Genomic DNA, 16,016 nt, shown 5'->3' with positions numbered 1-16,016 from the left:
TCTCTCGTCAACTTGGGCGCTTTACCGTTCGCCCCGGGCGGATACTCTGGGACAGGCCGCACCGACCTGCAACAGGAGCCCGGACATGACACCGCAGCGCGTCCCCGAAATCGTCTTTCACACCCGCCAGCGCAACGACTCCCTGGACGGCGACACCCCCTACGAATGGAAGGACGTGACCAGCGCTGAACTGTTCGACCGTCAGCGCGTCGTTCTGTTCGCAGTGCCCGGGGCCTTTACGCCTGCCTGTTCCGAAACCCACCTGCCCGGCTACGAGCGGCTGCATGACGACATCCGAGCCGAAGGGATCGACCGCGTGATCTGCCTGTCGGTCAACGATGCCTTTGTCATGCACCAATGGGCACGGGCGCAGCGGGTCGAAAAGGTCATGATGCTGCCCGATGGCAACGGCAATTTCACCCGCCAGATGGGAATGCTGGTCGACAGGTCGGCGCAAGGCATGGGCCTGCGCAGCTGGCGCTACGCGATGCTTGTCGAGGACGGTGAGATCACCGCGCTGTTTTCCGAACCGGGGCTGAGAGACAACCCGCCCGGTGTCCCGGTCAAGGTTTCGAATGCCGAGACCATGCTGGCACATCTGCGCTCCGGGCCCACACGCTAGCCCCGGTCCTGCGTGCTGCGCGGCATCAGGTGCCTGCGCGCCTCCTCGTCCCAGTTGCCCTGCGGCTTGCCCAGTTCCTTGCCCACGTCATAGCCGCGGCGCAGGCCCGGGCGGGTTTTCATCAACTCGTACCAGCGGCGCACATTGGGAAACTGGTCCAGGTCGATCTCCTGCTTGCGGTAGGTGACGACCCAGGGCCAAGTGGCGAAGTCGGCGATCGAACAAGCCCCGCAGATATACTCGCGCCCCTCCAGCCGCCGGTCGAGCACGCCGTAAAGGCGCAGCACCTCGGTCGTATAGCGTTCCAGTCCATAGGGGTTCGGCTCGGGTGTGTAGAACTTGAAATGGCCCGCCTGCCCGAACATCGGCCCGACCCCGGCGGCCTGCCACATCAGCCATTCCAGCACCTCGGTCCGCCCACGCAGATCGCGGGGCAGGAACTGACCGGTTTTCTCGGCCAGGTAGATCAGGATCGCGGCCCCCTCGAAGACCGAGATCGGAGCACCACCGCCTTTGGGCGCATGGTCCACGATGGCGGGCATCCGGTTGTTCGGGCTGATCTTCAGGAACTCCGGGTCGAACTGTTCGCCGCGCAGGATATTGACCGGCACCACGCGATAATCGAGCCCCATCTCCTCGAGCGCGATGGAGATTTTCCACCCGTTGGGCGTGGGCCAGAAATGGGCGTCGATCATGGGCTGTCCTGCCGGTTGACTGTCCTGTTCCAACCGCTACCCAATAACGCGCAACCCGGCAAGACGACCGTCCGGCCCGGATATCGCCAATGGGGACGCACGCGCCCCGCCAACCGGAGACCCTGATGAAACTCTATTTCGCCCCCGACACCCGCGCCGTGCGCACCGCCTGGCTGATGTACGAACTGGGCCTCGATTTCGAACTGCACCGGTTCGAGAAGCTGGGCGATCCGGCCATGCGCGCGCCCGAGTTCCTGGAAATCAGCCCCAATGGCCGCATCCCCGTGCTGCAGGACGGCGACGTGCGGATCTTTGAATCGCCCGCCATCGCAGAGTACCTGGTCGCGCGCTATGGACAGGGCAAACTGGTTCCGGCGGTCGAATCCCCGGCCTTTCCGCAGTACCTGCAATGGCTGCACTACGGCGAAGGCATGATCATGGGGCCGATGAACAACTACGTCGTCGAAACCATCCTCCTCAAGCCCGAGCGACGGTCCGAGGAACACGCCAAGCGCGCGCTGAAGCTGATGACCCGCATGGTGCAGACCGTGGATGCGCACATGGCGGATCGCGATTACCTGGCCGGGGATTTCACCGCCGCCGACACGATCACCGGCCATGCCTGCATCATGTGCGAGAAATTCGGCGTCGATTTCTCGGGGATGCCCAACCTCAAGGCCTACGTCGACCGGCTGTTGGCGCGGCCCGCGGCGCAAAAGGCCTTTGCCCTCTAGTGTCGGCGCCCGCGCCGCATCACCCGGGCGCAAAAGCCGCCCGGGGTCTGGCACATCCGGTGCGCCGGGGCTATGGCCTCGGGCAGGACTGCTGGGAACTTTGGGTGCGCGACCATGACAAAGCGTTTTGCAATGATGTTGATGGCTCTGGCCATGCTCGCCATCGGCGGGTGCACGACGGTCAGTCCCGAGTTCGGACAGGACGACATCGACGCGCTGGCAGCGGAAATCCGTTCACTTGGTCCCGATGTCGATGCGCGTGAGGCCGACCGCGCCGCGCGGATCGCCTATACCTATTCCCGTCAGCTGAGGCAGGACTACGGCATCACCGACCCGCCGCTGATCCACAATGCCAAGGTCCACAACGGCGAACGCGAACGCGGCCTGTGCAACCACTGGGCCGAGGACATGCACCGCCGCCTCAGCCAGGAAAATTTCCGGACGCTGTCGGTGCTGCGTGCGATTTCTCCGCGCTCGCCTTTCCGGATCATTCACCACACGGCGGTTGTCAGCCCGCGCGGCGGCACGATCTATGATGGCGTCGTGCTGGACCCCTGGCGCAATGGCGGCGCACTGCATTGGCAAAAGACCCGTGCGGATGATCGCTATGACTGGCGCCCGCGCCCGGAAGTCCTGAAAGAGATGCTGGCCGCGAGGCGTGCGCGCGAGGCGTCCAGGACGCGCTGACCGCTTACTGGCCCGACCCGCGCTGCATGTTGCTCAGCTTGACCCGCGCTCGCGCCGAATAGGCACCGTTCGGATACCGGCCAAGGTAGGCAAGCAGCCCCTGTTCACCCCGTGCCATGTTCCAGGTTGCAGTTTCCTGCGCCGAGACGGCAGCGCTCAGGCGCTGCGGTCGTGAAACGACGGGGCCTCGTGTCGCCGCATCCTTTGCCAACCGCGCAACCTGCGCCGCATCAAGGTAGCCGGTCGGAGCAGCGCCGACCTTTTTCTGCCAGGCGGTGATCGCACCGCGTGTGCCGGGGCCGAAAACCCCGTCGACCCCGCGTGTACGATACCCCAGCCGGTTCAGGTTTCGCTGAATCTCGCGGCGGGTGCCCGTGTCCAGCGCTAATGCCACCTCGGCCTCGGCCGGGCTGACCGCAGGTTCGCCGTCGCGCCTTTGCAGCGCCTCCTCGGCGTGCATGCCGTGCGGATAGCTGTCCAGGTAGGCCTGGAACGCCCCGCTCTTGACGGCGCGTTGCCACGCCGCCTCGTCCAGCAGGACGATACGGTCGCGGGCAGCGGCCTGTTCCGCCTCGGACGGGGGCCGCACCTCGGTATGGGTGAGGACCGCCAGATCATCGCTCACATATCCGGACAGCGCCAACCCATACCCGTCGGCGGATTTTTCCAACGGCAGGGCCGGTTGCGCCATCTCGCGCGCGGCGAACTCTGCCACCTTGTTGGCCGGGCCACGGATCACTGTCACACCCTCGGGGATCTCCAGCGCGTCCAGGCCAGTTCCCTCACCGGTCTCACCCAATACAAGGAAGGCCCGGCGCGGGCTCTGGGCCAGCACCTCCAACACGGCCGCAAGCGACAGGCCCGGAGCCCCTGTCACTTCGCGGCCCGCCGGACGCAAGGCCGGGCCGCTTTCGCCCGGGACAAACTGCCCTGACAGCACCACGATCAGCGGCGTCTCTCCCTCGTCGATCGCGGCAACGAAACCATCCAGCGCCTGTTGCATCGCGTCAGACCCACCATTGGCCAACTGTTCGACCTCCTGACCGCGCAGGCGCAAGGCCCTGGCCACCGCCAGCACCCTGTCAGGGCCAAAGGCAGTCGCGGTCTCGCCATAGCGCGCGTTCCCGATCACCAGTGCATCGCCGGTGGTGAACTCGGCCCAGGCCGGGGCCGCCACGAGGAATCCCGCCAGTGCCAGTCCCGCTGTTCTCATTGCCCTTGTCCTCTTGCCAATCCCGCGAGTCGATCCGGAAACCCCGGACCTGACGTGAGCCTAGCGAAGCGGATCTCATCCGTCGACGCCCGAGCGCACGCCCTGCCGCGGCTGGCCTGAGGTCGGGCGGGATCACCGGCCCGCCGCGTAGGCCTGCATCAGCCGTGGCGTGGCCGCCGCCTTCAGCAGCCCTGCGGGGCTGCGGCTGGTCACGGTCAGACGCCCGATGGACCATGGCGCGGCCTCTGTCGCCAGATGCCCCCGCGCGCGCAGCGCGTCCAGCGTGGCCCGAGGGAAATCCGGTTCGATCATCAGGCCCCCGGGCGTGCAGCCGCGCGGATAAAAGCTCGCCTGCGGGTGCTGGCTGTGGAACAGCGGACCGTCGATCGCTTCCTGCAGGTTCATCCCTTGATGCACAAGGCGCAGCAGAAAGACCAGCTGCCACTGGTCCTGCTGGTCGCCTCCGGGCGTGCCAAAGGCCAACCGCGTGCCGTCGGGCCGCATCGCCATTGAGGGCGTCAGCGTGGTGCGCGGACGGCGCCCCGGCGCCAGCGAGGTTGGCAGTCCCTCTTCCAGCCAGAACATCTGCGCCCGGCTGTTCAGTGGCACGCCCAGCCCCGGCACGACCGGGTTCGACTGCAGCCAGCCGCCCGAAGGCGTGGCCGAGACCATGTTGCCCCAGCGGTCGATGACGTCGATGTGCACGGTATCGCCCTCGTCCGGCTGTTTGGGTGTCTCCGGGGCGAGATGTGAGAAGGTGGGCTCTCCACCCCCTGGCCCGGCATCGGTCGCGCGCATCCGGGCCGCGCGGGCCATGAAGGCCTGTGCCTGTGTCTCCAATCCATCGATCATCCCGGGACGCTGGTCGTGGCTGGCCATGCTCCCGATGAGCCCGGCGCGGGTGCGCGCATAGTCGGCAGAGAGCAGCGTTTCCAGCGGAACTGCGCTGTGGTCTGGATCGCCGTAATAGGCCTCGCGGTCGGCCATCGAGAGTTTCAGCACCTCGGTGATGCGGTGCACGGCGGCGTCGGAATACGGGTCTTCCTTGCCGAATCCCAGCGCGTCGAGCAGGCGCAGGGATTGCAACAGCGACGGCCCTTGCGACCAGGGCCCGGCCTTCCAGACCTGCCAGCCGTGATAATCGACGGAAATGGCCGGTTCCGTCGTGGCGCGCCAGCCCGCCATGTCCTGCCCGGTCAGCACCCCCTTGCGGGCGGTTCCGGTGCCGTCGATCACGCAAGCCTCTCGCAGATAGTCGTCGATGGCCTCGGCGACGAACCCCTCGTAAAACGCTTTGCGCGCCGCCTCGATCTGGGCTTCGCGGCCCTCTGCGGTCTCGGCTTCGTCCAGCAGGCGCCGCCAGAACGCGGCAAGCTCCGGGTTGCGGAACAGGCCGCCCGGCGCGGGCGCTTCTCCGTCCGGCAGCCATGTCGCGGCAGAGGTTGGCCAGTGGTTTCGGAACAGATCGGCGGTCTGGGCAATCATGGCCGACACGCCGGCCAGCACCGGGTGCCCCTCTTCGGCGTAGTGGATCGCCGGTTCCAGCACCTCGCGCAGGGTCATCGTGCCGTGGTCGCGCAGCATGACCATCCAGGCGTCGAAAGCGCCCGGGATCACCGTCGCCAACAGGCCCGAACCGGGGATCAGATCCAGCCCCTGATCGCGGTAATGGTCCAGCGTCGCCCCGGCCGGTGCCGTGCCCTGCCCGCAGATCACCTGCGGCGCCTCGTCGCCCGCAGGCCAGACCAGCGCGGGCATGTCGCCCAGGGGACCGTTCAGGTGCGGCTCGACCACGTTGAGGGCAAAGCCCATCGCCACCCCGGCGTCAAAGGCGTTTCCACCCGCCTCCAGCATGCGCATCCCGACCGCCGTGGCGATCCAGTGGGTCGACGCGCAGACACCGAAGGTGCCCTGCAATTCGGGGCGGGTTGTGAAACTCATGGGCGATCCTTTCGGGGTTTCATGAGGAACCGGGCGGCCAGCGGCGCCCCTGTGATCACGAGGAAGACGCGGGTCAGATGATGCACGATGACAAAGCCGAGGTCAGCCCCCGCCACGATGGCCAGCACCGTCATCTCTGCCTGACCGCCCGGTGCGAAGGCGAGGAATCCCTCGACCGGCGGCGCAAGCCCCAGCAAGACAACCACTTCCGAAAAGATCGCCGCCAACACGGCAAGGATCAGCACGAACAGCACGCCCGCCAGGACCACACGCCGCAATTCGCCAAGTGTGATCCCGACGTAGCCCACGCCGATCCCCACCCCGATAAAGAACTGCGCCGCCAGGATCGCCTCTGCCGGAGGGCGCGCATGGATAAACCCCGTGAGGCTGAGCACGGCGGTGACGATCATCGGCCCCAGGATCGAGGCCCCGAACAGACCGATCCGCTCGCCCCCCTTCCAGCCGATCAGCGCGGCACCGGCCATCAGGGCCAGTTCGTGCAGCGGGATCTCGGCGGCGGGCGCACCGATGTCATTGGTCAGCGCAGAACCAAAGCCGAAGGTCAGGATCATCGGCGCCACGGTGACGATGATCATCACCCGCGTGGCATGGATCAGAGACAGCGCCCGGGGATCGCCGCCGGCCTCGGTGCCAAAGATGATCATGTCCTGCAGGCCCCCGGGCATGGCCGCGTACCATGCGGTGACACGGTCGAACCCGTGGACCCGGTGGAAATAGGGAACGCCGATCAGTCCGATGACAAGGATGTAGAGCGGGATGAATGCCAGCGAAGCCGCCATGCTGGGCAATGCTGCCACCACGTCCGGCGTCAACGAGGCGCCGACCGCAACGCCAAGGATCGTGCGAAATCCTGTCGAGACCTGCCCGAACCCCTTCAATGGCCGCTGCGCCAGTGCCGCAAACAGGCAGGCCGCCAGCGGGCCAAAGAGAAACGGGAGCGGCAAACCCAGCAGCGTGAACAGCGCGACACCGGCTGCGGCGGTCAGCGCGGTCTCGATCCGGCGGAGGGTGGCGGTACGGGGACGGTCGGGCATGATGCACTCCTGTCTTGCATCCTTGTGTATACAGATGTACTCAATATCCGCAAGGAGCGCCGCATGACCGACGAGAAACCGCTTGAGCTGTCCCAGGGACAAGAGGCCTATCGCCGGATTCTCGACGAGGTGCGCGCCGGCCACCTGATGCCAGGCGACCGGCTGATGGAGGTCGAGCTTGCCAAGCGGCTCGGCTTTTCCCGGACCCCCGTGCGCGAAGCGATCCGCCAATTGGAAAGCGACGGTGTCGTGACCCATGTGCCCCGCGTCGGCGCCGCGATCCGCAGCCTGGATCACGCGGAAATCTCGGAGCTTTACGACATGCGCACGGTGCTGGAAGGCACCGCGGCGCGCTTTGCAGCCCGCGCCGCGTCAGAGGTGGAACTGGCGGAGCTGGCCGACATTCACGCCGCGATGGCCGCCGGAGAGGGCGATCCCTATGTGCTCAACCGGCAATTCCACGCCGCCCTTCTGGACGCCGCACGCAACCGTTTCCTGAAGAAAGCGGTCGCCTCGATCCACACCACGCTGCTGATCCTAGGCCCCACGACTCTGCGCGAAGAGGAACGCGCCGAGGACGCCCTGCGTGAACACGCGGCAATCCTCGAAGGTCTGCAGGCCCGGGACCAGGATGCCGCGGAACAGGCGATGCGGGCCCATATCGCCGCCGCGCACCGCGCCCGGCTGCGCCAGCTGCGCCGGGGTTGAACGGCGCCACGCCCGGATTGGCGGCCCCGCGGCTTGTCTCGCGACGGGACTTCTGACAGGTACTTGGGCATTCATTCTGGCAGGAAGACAAGAGCATGACAGGCGTCCAACTGCGCGCGGGGCTGGCAAATGCCGACCTGATCGCCGTCCTCGTGGCGGTGACGGACAACGAACCGCGCGTGATGACCCTGCGCGCGGGCGAGGCACTGCCCTCTGGCCCCTTCGAGTCCCAGCACCGCAGCCTGCAAAGCGGGCTGCGCGACTGGATCGAAAGCCAGACGGGCCACCCGGTCGGCTACCTCGAACAGCTCTATACCTTTGCCGATCGCGACCGGGAGGCCCCTTCCGAGGCCGGCGCGGCGCGGCGGATCTCGATTGGATACCTAGGCCTTGTTCGGGAACAGGTCACGCCCGGCACCGGCCAGCCCCAGTGGCACGGCTGGTACGAATATTTCCCCTGGGAAGATCACCGGGACCGCCGACCGGCTGTTCTGAACAACATCGCGGACCGCCTGGACAACTGGGTGGGGTCGGATGCCCTGCGCCGCGAGCGTGTCGATTTCCTGTTCGGGCAGAATGGCTTGCCCTGGAACGAGGACTTGGCGCTGCAACGCTATGAACTGATGTACGAGGCCGGACTGGCCGAAAGCCCCTCGCGCCCCGCGATCGAGGGGTTCGGGCGGCCCATGACCGGGGATCACCGGCGCATCCTGGCGACCGGGATCGCGCGGCTCAGGGCCAAAATCAAGTATCACCCGGTGGTCTTTGAGCTGATGCCGGACAGTTTCACCCTGCTGCACCTGCAACGCACGGTCGAGGCGCTGTCAGGCCTGCGCCTGCACAAGCCGAACTTTCGCCGCCAGATCGACCAGCAGGAACTGGTCGAGGAAACCGGCGAGATGTCCAGTGGTACCGGGGGCCGTCCGGCCAAGCTGTACCGGTATCGGCCGACGGTCCTGCAGGCCCAGGCATTGGCCGGTCCAAGACTGCCCGTGTCACGGCATTGACATAAACTCGGATTGAGAATATCAAGCGGCTCCAGATGTACTCATCCAGAGTATAAGGAGCCGCCATGACCTACCTTCGCCTTCCCGAACTTTATGACCGGGTCAGCAAGATCGTTCCGGAACCGGATTGGATCCGCTACGAGGACGATATTGCCGCCATTCTGGACCTGAAGCGGGAAAAGAACGCGGTGATCCTGGCGCATAACTACCAGACGCCGGAAATCTTTCACGGCGTTGCCGATATCGTCGGCGACAGCCTGGCGCTGGCGCGCAAGGCGATCGAGGTCGAGGCCGACGTGATCGTCCTCGCGGGCGTGCATTTCATGGCCGAGACGGCCAAGCTCTTGAACCCGGAAAAGACCGTGCTGATCCCGGACATGGGCGCCGGCTGTTCGCTGGCGGATTCGATCACGCCAGAGGACATCGCCCTGCTGCGGCAGGCGCATCCCGGCGTGCCGGTCATCACCTATGTGAACACCTCCGCCGCGGTAAAGGCCGCCTCGGACATCTGCTGCACCTCCGGCAATGCCAAGCAGGTGGTCGAATCGCTGGGCGTGCCCAAGGTCCTGATGATCCCGGACGAATACCTGGCCAAGAACGTGGCCCGCGAAACGGATGTCGAGATCATCGCCTGGAACGGCCATTGCGAGGTGCACGAGTTGTTCACCGCCGATGACGTGCGCGGCATGCGCGAGGCCTATCCCGGCGTGACCATCCTGGCGCACCCGGAATGCCCGCCCGAGGTGGTGGCAGAAGCCGATTTCTCCGGCTCGACCGCCGTCATGTCCAGCTACGTCGGTGAGAAGAAGCCGGGCCGCGTTGTTCTGCTGACCGAATGTTCGATGAGCGACAACGTGGCGGTCGATCACCCGGATGTGGAATTCGTGCGCCCCTGCAACCTGTGCCCGCACATGAAGCGGATCAGCCTGGGCAACATCCGCGAGGCGCTGGAACAGAACCATCACGAGGTCACGGTGAACGCTGCCATCGCCGCGGATGCACGCCGCGCGGTCGAACGGATGCTTGCCGTAAAATGATCCGGCCTGGCCAGGACGACGACCGGGTCACGGTCGTCGGCGGCGGCATCGCCGGGATGATCTGCGCGCTCGAACTCGCACCGCGTCCCGTGGTGCTGATCACACGCGCCGGTCTGGGGCAGGAAAGCTCCAGCCAATGGGCGCAGGGCGGCATCGCGGCCTGCCTTGGCGCCGATGACAGCGTGGCGCTGCACCTGGCCGATACACTGGCCGCCGGGGCGGGGCTTTGTGATCCGCAAGTGGCCGAGACCATCCTGAGCGGCGCGCCCGAGGCGATCGCCATGCTCGAGTCGCATGGAGTCCGCTTCGACCGGACGCCGGAGGGCGATTTCGCCCGCGGACTGGAGGCGGCGCATTCACGCAAGCGGATCCTGCACGTCGACGGCGACGGCACCGGCGCTGGGATCACCAGCACCCTGGCCGACGCTGTCCAACGCTGCCCCTCGATCACCGTCCTGACCGGCACCGAGGTGGTGCGACTGGTCCAGCGCGACCAGTGTATATGTGGCGTCCTGCTGAGTGACGGCCGCCTGCTGTCGACCTCGCAAGTGGTGATGGCAACCGGCGGGTTGGGCGGACTCTACGATGCCAGCACGAACCCGGTGGGCAATTACGGCCAGGGCGTGATGCTGGCCGCCCGCGCCGGCGCGAAACTGTCGGACATGGAGTTTGTACAGTTCCACCCCACGGCACTGGATGCACGGGGCACGCCGCTGGGCCTGATCTCCGAGGCCGTCCGGGGCGAAGGTGCGGTGCTGATCAACGAGGGCGGCAAGCGCTTCATGGCCGACACGCCGGGGGCTGAGCTTGCGCCGCGCGACGTGGTGGCCCGTGCCATCGCGGCACAGATCGCGCGCGGCGGGCGCGTTTTCCTGGATGCGCGGCCGGCACTGGGCACGGGATTTGCCAAGCGGTTCCCCGGGATCGCCCGGCTTTGCCGTGCGGCGGGAATCGACCCTGCGCAACAGCCCATCCCGGTGCGCCCCGCCGCGCATTACCACATGGGCGGCATCCTTACGGATCACCATGCCCGGACCAGTGTCGAGGGCCTCTGGGCTGTCGGCGAATGCGCCGCCACGGGCCTGCACGGAGCGAACCGACTGGCCAGCAACTCTCTGCTGGAGGCGGTCGTCATGGCGCGGCGCGCCGCCCGCGACATTGCGGGCCGCCACGCCCGAGGCGCGCGCGTGGCGCCCTTGCCATCCATGTCACTGCCCACCGTGGCGGAAACCACCGCAGTCCGCGGGATCGTCTCGAACAGGCTGGGCCTGCTCCGCGACGAAAACGGATTGCGGGATGCACTGACCGATCTCTTGCCGCTTGCACGCGGACCCCAGCCGACCGCCGACCCGGCCATCGTCGGCCTGGCCATCGCGGTCTTTGCACTGTTGCGCCAGGAATCGCGCGGTGCCCATGCGCGCACCGATTTTCCCACGCCCCTGCCCGGCAGCACGTCGCGCCGGATGACGCTTGATGACATCATGGCCGTCGCGGAACAGCAGGCGGCCCTATCCCTGCCCCGGAGTGCCTGACATGACACTTGTCCCCCTGCCCCGCCCGGTGATCGAACCCGCCCTGCGTACCGCGCTGGAAGAGGATCTTGGCCTTGCCGGTGACATCACCTCGGCTGTTGTGATCCCGGCCGAACATCGTTCCATCGTAACCGCCGTCGCCCGCAAACCCGGCGTGATCGCCGGGTTGGACTGCGCCGAACTGGCCTGTGCGCTGGTCGACCCGGCAATCAAGGTCACCCGCCACCTTCAGGACGGCGCACCCGTCACCCCCGGTACCCGCATCGCGACATTCGAGGGGCCGTCCCGCAGTCTTCTGACCGCCGAACGCACGGCGCTCAACTTCCTGGGGCATTTGTCGGGGATCGCAAGTGTCACCGCCGGTCTAGTGCAGGCCGTCTCGGGGACGCGCGCGCATATCGTCTGCACCCGCAAGACCACGCCGGGCCTGCGCGCGCTGGAAAAATATGCCGTCCGTGCGGGCGGCGGCATGAACCACCGCTATTCGCTGGCCGATGCGGTGCTGATCAAGGACAACCACATCGCCATCGCGGGCGGCATCCGCCCGGCGCTGGAAGCCGCGCGCGCCGCGACCGGCCACATGGTCAAGGTCGAGATCGAAGTCGACACGCTGGACCAGCTGAGCGAGGTGCTGGAGATCGGCGCCGACGCTGTTCTGCTGGATAACATGGACCCTGACACGCTGCACAAGGCGGTGAACATGGTCGCGGGCCGTGCAATCACCGAAGCCTCGGGGGGCATCACGCCCGACACCGCCGCCGCGGTCGCAGCCAGCGGCGTCGACCTGATCTCGCTCGGCTGGATCACGCACAGCGCGCCGACACTGGACATCGGGCTCGACTTCGTCTCTGTCGCAGAGGGCTAGGACCAGTTCCGCACCTAGGTCCCGGGGAAGGTCGTGAAGGGACGGAAATTTGGGGCATTAAAATCTGATATTAAACGGAAATAATTGAGGAAAAAATCCGCCTACCCCCAAAAATACCCCCATATCCCCCCGTCAGTGGCGGTATGACGCCTCTTGGACCTTCAGGAATGCCGCTCGGATGATACCCAAATCACCGATCTTGCTCTTGGCTTCAGAAACACCGCCGAACCGCGCCGTCAGATATTCGCCGAGTTTGTCCATCCGGAGTTCTTCGAACCCCCGCTCTTCGTAGGCCGAAAGAACACTTGCCAGCAACTCTCGCAGATCACCGTTCTCTTGGCCTTCGACATCCGGCTTTGCAGCTTCTACACGCTCTTCGCGCGTTTTCTGTTCCGCTTGATACAGGATGTAAGCCAATACATCGAAGAGTTCGCTGTTCTCGTCGCTGACCATGCGCCTGATCTCTTTCAGCTTCTCGGCGTCATAACCTCGTTCCGAAAGCTGCTGGACCAAGGCAACACGCGTCTTGGGGTTGCTCCACTTCTGGCGCAACTCGTCCTCGTCCTTGATCAGCCCGGAAAGATCTCCGAAGAGCTGTTCAAGGAACTGCTGCGCCGTCATAGGCCGTCCGTCTGCGCTCCAATACGTCGTGGTCGACAGATACCGTATGTCGCGCACTGACCCGTCTGAAAGGCTGATCCTGATCTTCGCGGGTTTCTCGTCGTCTTCGGACGTGTCGTCGGGCTTCGGTGAAGGGTCTGCGGGGTCGCTTGGCCCGGACGGCGGGCGCGGGTTTGGGGGTTCTGGATCGTCAGGCTCACCATCCCACTCAGGATCTTGAAAGTTCAGATGTGCTTTCACGAAGTCCCAGATGGTGAAGAAATCCTTCCCTTCATAGGTCCGCGTTCCGCGCCCGATGATCTGCTTGAACTCGATCATCGACTTCACGGGCCGCATCAGAACGATGTTGCGAATGTTCCGGGCATCCACGCCCGTTGAGAGTTTCTGAGACGTCGTCAGGATCGTGGGGATGGTCTTTTCGTTGTCTTGAAACGTCCGCAACTACGCCTCGCCGACTGCATCATCCTCCGCCGTGACCCGGTGACAATAGTCCGGGTGGTTGCTCACCTTCACCTGGTTGATCAGATCCCGCACTAACGCCGCGTGGTCCTGCGTTGCGCAAAACACCAGCGTCTTTTCCCGCTGGTCGATCTGGCTCATGAACTCCTGAACCCGGCTCAACTCACGTTCTTTGATGATCACCCGCGTGTTGAAGTCGCTTTCAGAAAATTCTTCACCTTCTTCGATCTCGCCTTCGATCAACTCGTCGGAGCCATCCCAGACGTATTCATCTATCGTGCTGGCCATCTGGCGCACCTTGAAGGGCGTCAGGAATCCATCCTCGATCCCGTCGCGCAGGGCGTAGGTATAAACCGGCTCGCCGAAATAGGCGTAGGTATCCGCGTTGTGCTTGCGTTTGGGCGTGGCGGTCAGGCCAAGCTGATAGGCCGGTTCGAAATACTCCAGCACCTGCCGCCATTCGCTTTCGTCCTTGGCCCCGCCCCGGTGGCATTCGTCGATCACGATGAAGTCGAAAAACCCCGGGTCGTATTGCCTGTAGACCGGTTCACCTTCGCCGGTCATGAAGGTCTGGAATATGGTGACGAACAGGCTCGCGTTCTTCGGCACCGCGCCCTTGTTCTTGCGGATCGTCGCCGGGTCGATCCGCGTCACCGCATCGCTGGGGAAGGCGGAAAACGAGTTGAAGGCCTGATCGGCGAGGATGTTGCGGTCTGCAAGGAGCAGGATGCGTGGGCGGCGCGTGGGTTCGCCGGACAGGTTCCACTTGGCATGGAATAGCTTCCAGGCGGTCTGAAAGGCGATGGCGGTCTTGCCCGTGCCAGTGGCCAGCGTCAGCAGGATGCGGCGGTCGCCCTTGGCGATGGCCTCCAGCGCCGCGTTGATAGCGTTGTGCTGGTAGTAGCGCAACTCCCACTTGCCGCCGCCATCCTCGAAGGGCACCGCGCCGAAACGGTCGCGCCAGAGGCTCGCCTCGCCGAAGGTCATATCCCAAAGCTGGCCGGGCGTGGGGAACGGCGGGGCGGTGTCGCCCTCCTGACCCTTCATGTCGATGTGATACCAGCCGATCCCTTTGGTGGCCCAGGCAAAGCGACAGCCCAGCCGGGTGGCGTAATCCTTGGCCTGACCAACCCCGTCGCGGTGGGACTTGCCCGCGCGCTTGGCCTCGATCACGCCGAACTTCTGACCCTTGTAGGTCAGGACGTAATCGGCAGAGAGGCCCTTGCCCCGCGTGCCCCCGGACTGGATGCGCCCGGGACAAATCATTTCCTCTCGCAGGCGAGAGCCGGGAACGGTTCCCCATCCCGCCGCTTGCAGAATTGGCAGGATACGGGTGGTCCGGGTTTCGGCTTCGGTTTCGTCGTTGAATGGCATGGGATGCGGATAACTAGATTTTTAGACCATAGGCTTCCTCAAGGTGGGCCAGCACCTCATCGAGAGCTTGAATGATGTGGAGCCGGTTGGCTCCGAATTTGTAGTGACCTGACCAGAGGACTTCGGGTGTCACATTGGTGGCAGTGGAACGAAGTTTGATCTGTTCTCCGTCTTCGTTGAGCATTGCCAACGGGTATCGGAAACTCCGTCCGTCCCGATACTGTACCCCATTTGGTCCCCAGTTCTGAATGTTCCCATTGTAACAACTGCTTCCAACGATCTGCTCTAGATCCGCCAACAGCGCGGCTCGCTTTTTGGTAATTTTCTTTCGTGTCACCAGAAATCTTCTTTCTTCATGTCAATTCGCCGGAAAAGGCTTTCTGCAAAAGGGATTGGCGGAGGTCGTCGAGGTCGCGGAGTTAGGATTGGTAGTTTGTGGCTAAGCTTTCTGAAGCATCCGAAAAGTTTTGGGCCTCGTCGATGAGGACACCTTGAACTTCAACAGGCGGTATCGGGAATATCGCCTTTTTTGCCGAACCAACGTTAAAGTGCTTTTGAGCGGAACCGACAGCGGCACCCGCCACAAGCTTTTTTCCAAAGTCCGAGTTCAGCAACAAAGCCATGAAATCGGGGAGCAACTTGGGTCCTGGCGTCGCGATCACCAGATCAGCACAATTTGCGACCTCCAAATCCTCAGGGATAACGGCGCATGTACCGGGATAACCTGTGCGCACGATGGCAACATCGCCCGGACGCAGTTCAGATTTCGTCAACTCAGAGGCAAAGTCCTCATCAATGTACTTCACGTCAGTAAGGTCCACACGAAAAGGACGGATGTTTTGCGAGCGCAAGAACGGCATTCCGCTATCGACATAACGCTTGGCCATCGGCCCGACATGCCCAACCGTAATGCGCGAACAATATTTGGCGAGCGGTGCCATGTCCCACGCGGGATCAGGGTGCTCAAACAATTCGAAAAGGTGGCTCTCAAACAACTCCTGCGCGTTTTGGAGGTTGGCTTCGGTGTGGGCGCGGGCGCGGGACAGAGAGGCAAAGGCCTCGTCCAGCACCGCCACAATCTGCCGTTGCTCCTCCAACGGCGGGAGGGGGATTTCGAACGCGAGCATCTCTTTGACATTGGCGCGCGGCATCCGCGCGCCCGTGGAGGTCTCGTTGATTTTTTCGACTGTGCGGTCACTGGTCAGCCAGTAAAACAGAAAGCCCCTGTCGAGCGATTGGCTCGGAAGCAAAGGAAATATTTCGGACGAACAATGTCCCTCAAAATCGGGAAGCATTACCTTGTTGAGGTAGGGCCGCAGCCTTCCGTACAAAACGTGCTTGTCGTTGAACTGAAAGGTCGTACTTTTATCGCCCTGAGGTTCCAGAGTCTGTGAACCGGCGTGCAATTTTGACCCCGTAGAGGGGTGATCGGCGTCCAAAAATGACCCCCTTACACTGATGTGGAT

14 protein-coding genes and 1 pseudogene are annotated in these 16,016 nt (G+C 64.4%); 8 read left to right on the top strand and 7 right to left on the bottom strand.

Going from position 1 to position 16,016, the window contains the following annotated elements:
• Nucleotides 1-85 precede the first annotated feature (85 nt).
• A complete protein-coding gene (locus tag RBB42_RS21250; protein ID WP_306043826.1) occupies nucleotides 86-622 on the top strand; it encodes a peroxiredoxin in 537 nt (178 codons plus the stop codon).
• Here the strand turns inward: RBB42_RS21250 and RBB42_RS21245 are convergent.
• Nucleotides 619-1,317 (bottom strand): glutathione S-transferase N-terminal domain-containing protein, encoded by a 699-nt coding sequence (locus RBB42_RS21245; protein ID WP_305970091.1) that lies wholly within the window; start codon nucleotides 1,315-1,317, stop codon nucleotides 619-621. The genes RBB42_RS21250 and RBB42_RS21245 overlap by 4 nt on opposite strands.
• Nucleotides 1,318-1,442: 125 nt before the next feature.
• Here RBB42_RS21245 and RBB42_RS21240 point away from each other — a divergent pair, with 125 nt between their 5' ends.
• Both RBB42_RS21240 and RBB42_RS21235 read left to right on the top strand, forming a co-directional pair.
• Nucleotides 1,443-2,051: a glutathione S-transferase family protein gene (locus RBB42_RS21240; protein WP_305970090.1), complete on the top strand. Its 609-nt coding sequence runs from the start codon at nucleotides 1,443-1,445 to the stop codon at nucleotides 2,049-2,051.
• Nucleotides 2,052-2,165: 114 nt separating this feature from the next.
• On the top strand, nucleotides 2,166-2,738 hold the full coding sequence (locus tag RBB42_RS21235; RefSeq protein ID WP_305970089.1) for a hypothetical protein: 573 nt from the start codon (nucleotides 2,166-2,168) through the stop codon (nucleotides 2,736-2,738).
• Between the two features lie 4 nt (nucleotides 2,739-2,742).
• On the opposite strand, the gene RBB42_RS21230 is transcribed toward RBB42_RS21235, so the two are convergent.
• From RBB42_RS21230 to RBB42_RS21220, 3 genes are all read right to left on the bottom strand, one after another.
• A complete protein-coding gene (locus RBB42_RS21230) occupies nucleotides 2,743-3,951 on the bottom strand; it encodes a peptidoglycan-binding domain-containing protein (RefSeq protein ID WP_305970088.1) in 1,209 nt (402 codons plus the stop codon).
• A gap of 132 nt (nucleotides 3,952-4,083) precedes the next feature.
• Complete coding sequence (locus RBB42_RS21225; protein ID WP_305970087.1) at nucleotides 4,084-5,892, bottom strand: gamma-glutamyltransferase family protein; 1,809 nt, start codon at nucleotides 5,890-5,892, stop codon at nucleotides 4,084-4,086.
• The gene (locus RBB42_RS21220) at nucleotides 5,889-6,947 is read right to left on the bottom strand and encodes an AbrB family transcriptional regulator (RefSeq protein ID WP_305970086.1); all 1,059 of its coding nucleotides are present in this window, start codon (nucleotides 6,945-6,947) and stop codon (nucleotides 5,889-5,891) included. Before RBB42_RS21220 ends, RBB42_RS21225 begins: the two co-directional genes overlap by 4 nt.
• Before the next feature lie 63 nt (nucleotides 6,948-7,010).
• Between RBB42_RS21220 and RBB42_RS21215 the strand changes: the two genes are divergently transcribed.
• The 5 genes from RBB42_RS21215 (at nucleotide 7,011) to nadC (ending at nucleotide 12,096) form a co-directional block, all read left to right on the top strand.
• Nucleotides 7,011-7,655, top strand: coding sequence for a GntR family transcriptional regulator (locus RBB42_RS21215; RefSeq protein ID WP_305970085.1), 645 nt, complete (start codon nucleotides 7,011-7,013; stop codon nucleotides 7,653-7,655).
• 95 nt (nucleotides 7,656-7,750) lie between these two features.
• Entirely contained in the window at nucleotides 7,751-8,662 is a 912-nt protein-coding gene (locus RBB42_RS21210) for an NUDIX hydrolase (RefSeq protein ID WP_305970084.1), read from the top strand.
• A 65-nt stretch (nucleotides 8,663-8,727) separates the two neighbouring features.
• A complete protein-coding gene (gene nadA / locus RBB42_RS21205) occupies nucleotides 8,728-9,699 on the top strand; it encodes a quinolinate synthase NadA (protein ID WP_305970083.1) in 972 nt (323 codons plus the stop codon).
• Entirely contained in the window at nucleotides 9,696-11,231 is a 1,536-nt protein-coding gene (locus RBB42_RS21200) for an L-aspartate oxidase (RefSeq protein WP_305970082.1), read from the top strand. Before nadA ends, RBB42_RS21200 begins: the two co-directional genes overlap by 4 nt.
• A 1-nt stretch (nucleotide 11,232) precedes the next feature.
• Nucleotides 11,233-12,096, top strand: coding sequence for a carboxylating nicotinate-nucleotide diphosphorylase (gene nadC, locus RBB42_RS21195; RefSeq protein WP_305970081.1), 864 nt, complete (start codon nucleotides 11,233-11,235; stop codon nucleotides 12,094-12,096).
• A gap of 132 nt (nucleotides 12,097-12,228) precedes the next feature.
• Here nadC and hsdR read toward each other — a convergent pair.
• From hsdR to RBB42_RS21175, 3 genes and pseudogenes are all read right to left on the bottom strand, one after another.
• Nucleotides 12,229-14,550, bottom strand: a pseudogene (gene hsdR, locus RBB42_RS28155) (EcoAI/FtnUII family type I restriction enzme subunit R).
• Between the two features lie 13 nt (nucleotides 14,551-14,563).
• The gene (locus tag RBB42_RS21180) at nucleotides 14,564-14,887 is read right to left on the bottom strand and encodes a hypothetical protein (protein ID WP_305970078.1); all 324 of its coding nucleotides are present in this window, start codon (nucleotides 14,885-14,887) and stop codon (nucleotides 14,564-14,566) included.
• A gap of 82 nt (nucleotides 14,888-14,969) precedes the next feature.
• A partial coding sequence (locus RBB42_RS21175) for a restriction endonuclease subunit S (protein ID WP_306043568.1) occupies nucleotides 14,970-16,016 on the bottom strand: 1,047 nt, incomplete at its 5' end.

The organism is Mameliella sp. MMSF_3455, from assembly GCF_030733205.1.
Lineage (GTDB): Bacteria > Pseudomonadota > Alphaproteobacteria > Rhodobacterales > Rhodobacteraceae > Antarctobacter.
Note: the sequence above shows the minus strand (reverse complement) of the source record. Positions and strands in the feature narration are given on the sequence as shown.

What these genes read in the sequence shown, in the direction of transcription:
- nadA (WP_305970083.1), top strand. Translation starts at nt 8,728, where the DNA reads ATGACCTACCTTCGCCTTCCCGAACTTTATGACCGGGTCAGCAAGATC.
- RBB42_RS21200 (WP_305970082.1), top strand. Translation starts at nt 9,696, where the DNA reads ATGATCCGGCCTGGCCAGGACGACGACCGGGTCACGGTCGTCGGCGGC.
- RBB42_RS21210 (WP_305970084.1), top strand. Translation starts at nt 7,751, where the DNA reads ATGACAGGCGTCCAACTGCGCGCGGGGCTGGCAAATGCCGACCTGATC.
- RBB42_RS21215 (WP_305970085.1), top strand. Translation starts at nt 7,011, where the DNA reads ATGACCGACGAGAAACCGCTTGAGCTGTCCCAGGGACAAGAGGCCTAT.
- RBB42_RS21240 (WP_305970090.1), top strand. Translation starts at nt 1,443, where the DNA reads ATGAAACTCTATTTCGCCCCCGACACCCGCGCCGTGCGCACCGCCTGG.
- RBB42_RS21220 (WP_305970086.1), bottom strand. Translation starts at nt 6,947, where the DNA reads ATGCCCGACCGTCCCCGTACCGCCACCCTCCGCCGGATCGAGACCGCG.
- RBB42_RS21235 (WP_305970089.1), top strand. Translation starts at nt 2,166, where the DNA reads ATGACAAAGCGTTTTGCAATGATGTTGATGGCTCTGGCCATGCTCGCC.
- RBB42_RS21225 (WP_305970087.1), bottom strand. Translation starts at nt 5,892, where the DNA reads ATGAGTTTCACAACCCGCCCCGAATTGCAGGGCACCTTCGGTGTCTGC.
- nadC (WP_305970081.1), top strand. Translation starts at nt 11,233, where the DNA reads ATGACACTTGTCCCCCTGCCCCGCCCGGTGATCGAACCCGCCCTGCGT.
- RBB42_RS21230 (WP_305970088.1), bottom strand. Translation starts at nt 3,951, where the DNA reads ATGAGAACAGCGGGACTGGCACTGGCGGGATTCCTCGTGGCGGCCCCG.
- RBB42_RS21245 (WP_305970091.1), bottom strand. Translation starts at nt 1,317, where the DNA reads ATGATCGACGCCCATTTCTGGCCCACGCCCAACGGGTGGAAAATCTCC.
- RBB42_RS21250 (WP_306043826.1), top strand. Translation starts at nt 86, where the DNA reads ATGACACCGCAGCGCGTCCCCGAAATCGTCTTTCACACCCGCCAGCGC.